Here is a 227-nt window from a genome sequence, read left to right on the forward strand (position 1 = left end):
ATGAGACGGATTCAGGTTTACGTTATAAAGTGATCCAAAAAGTGGATGGTAAAAAAGCTGAGACAGGGAACATGGTTTCTGTACATTATAAAGGTCAGTTGGCTGATGGTACCGTTTTGGATTCTTCATATAAACGTAATCAACCCTTGGATTGTCAAGTTGGAGTGGGTCAAGTTATTCCAGGTTGCGATGAAGGTATTTGCCTTTTAAATGTTGGTGATAAAGCG

The 227-nt window shown here is 39.2% G+C and carries 1 protein-coding gene; it reads left to right on the forward strand.

Going from position 1 to position 227, the window contains the following annotated elements:
- Positions 1-227, forward strand: a 227-nt coding sequence (locus ACRHOC_RS15405; RefSeq protein ID WP_431159470.1) for an FKBP-type peptidyl-prolyl cis-trans isomerase, incomplete at both ends; no start/stop codon positions are given.

Origin of the sequence: Winogradskyella poriferorum, from assembly GCF_050618035.1 — a bacterium.
Taxonomy (GTDB): domain Bacteria; phylum Bacteroidota; class Bacteroidia; order Flavobacteriales; family Flavobacteriaceae; genus Winogradskyella; species Winogradskyella poriferorum_A.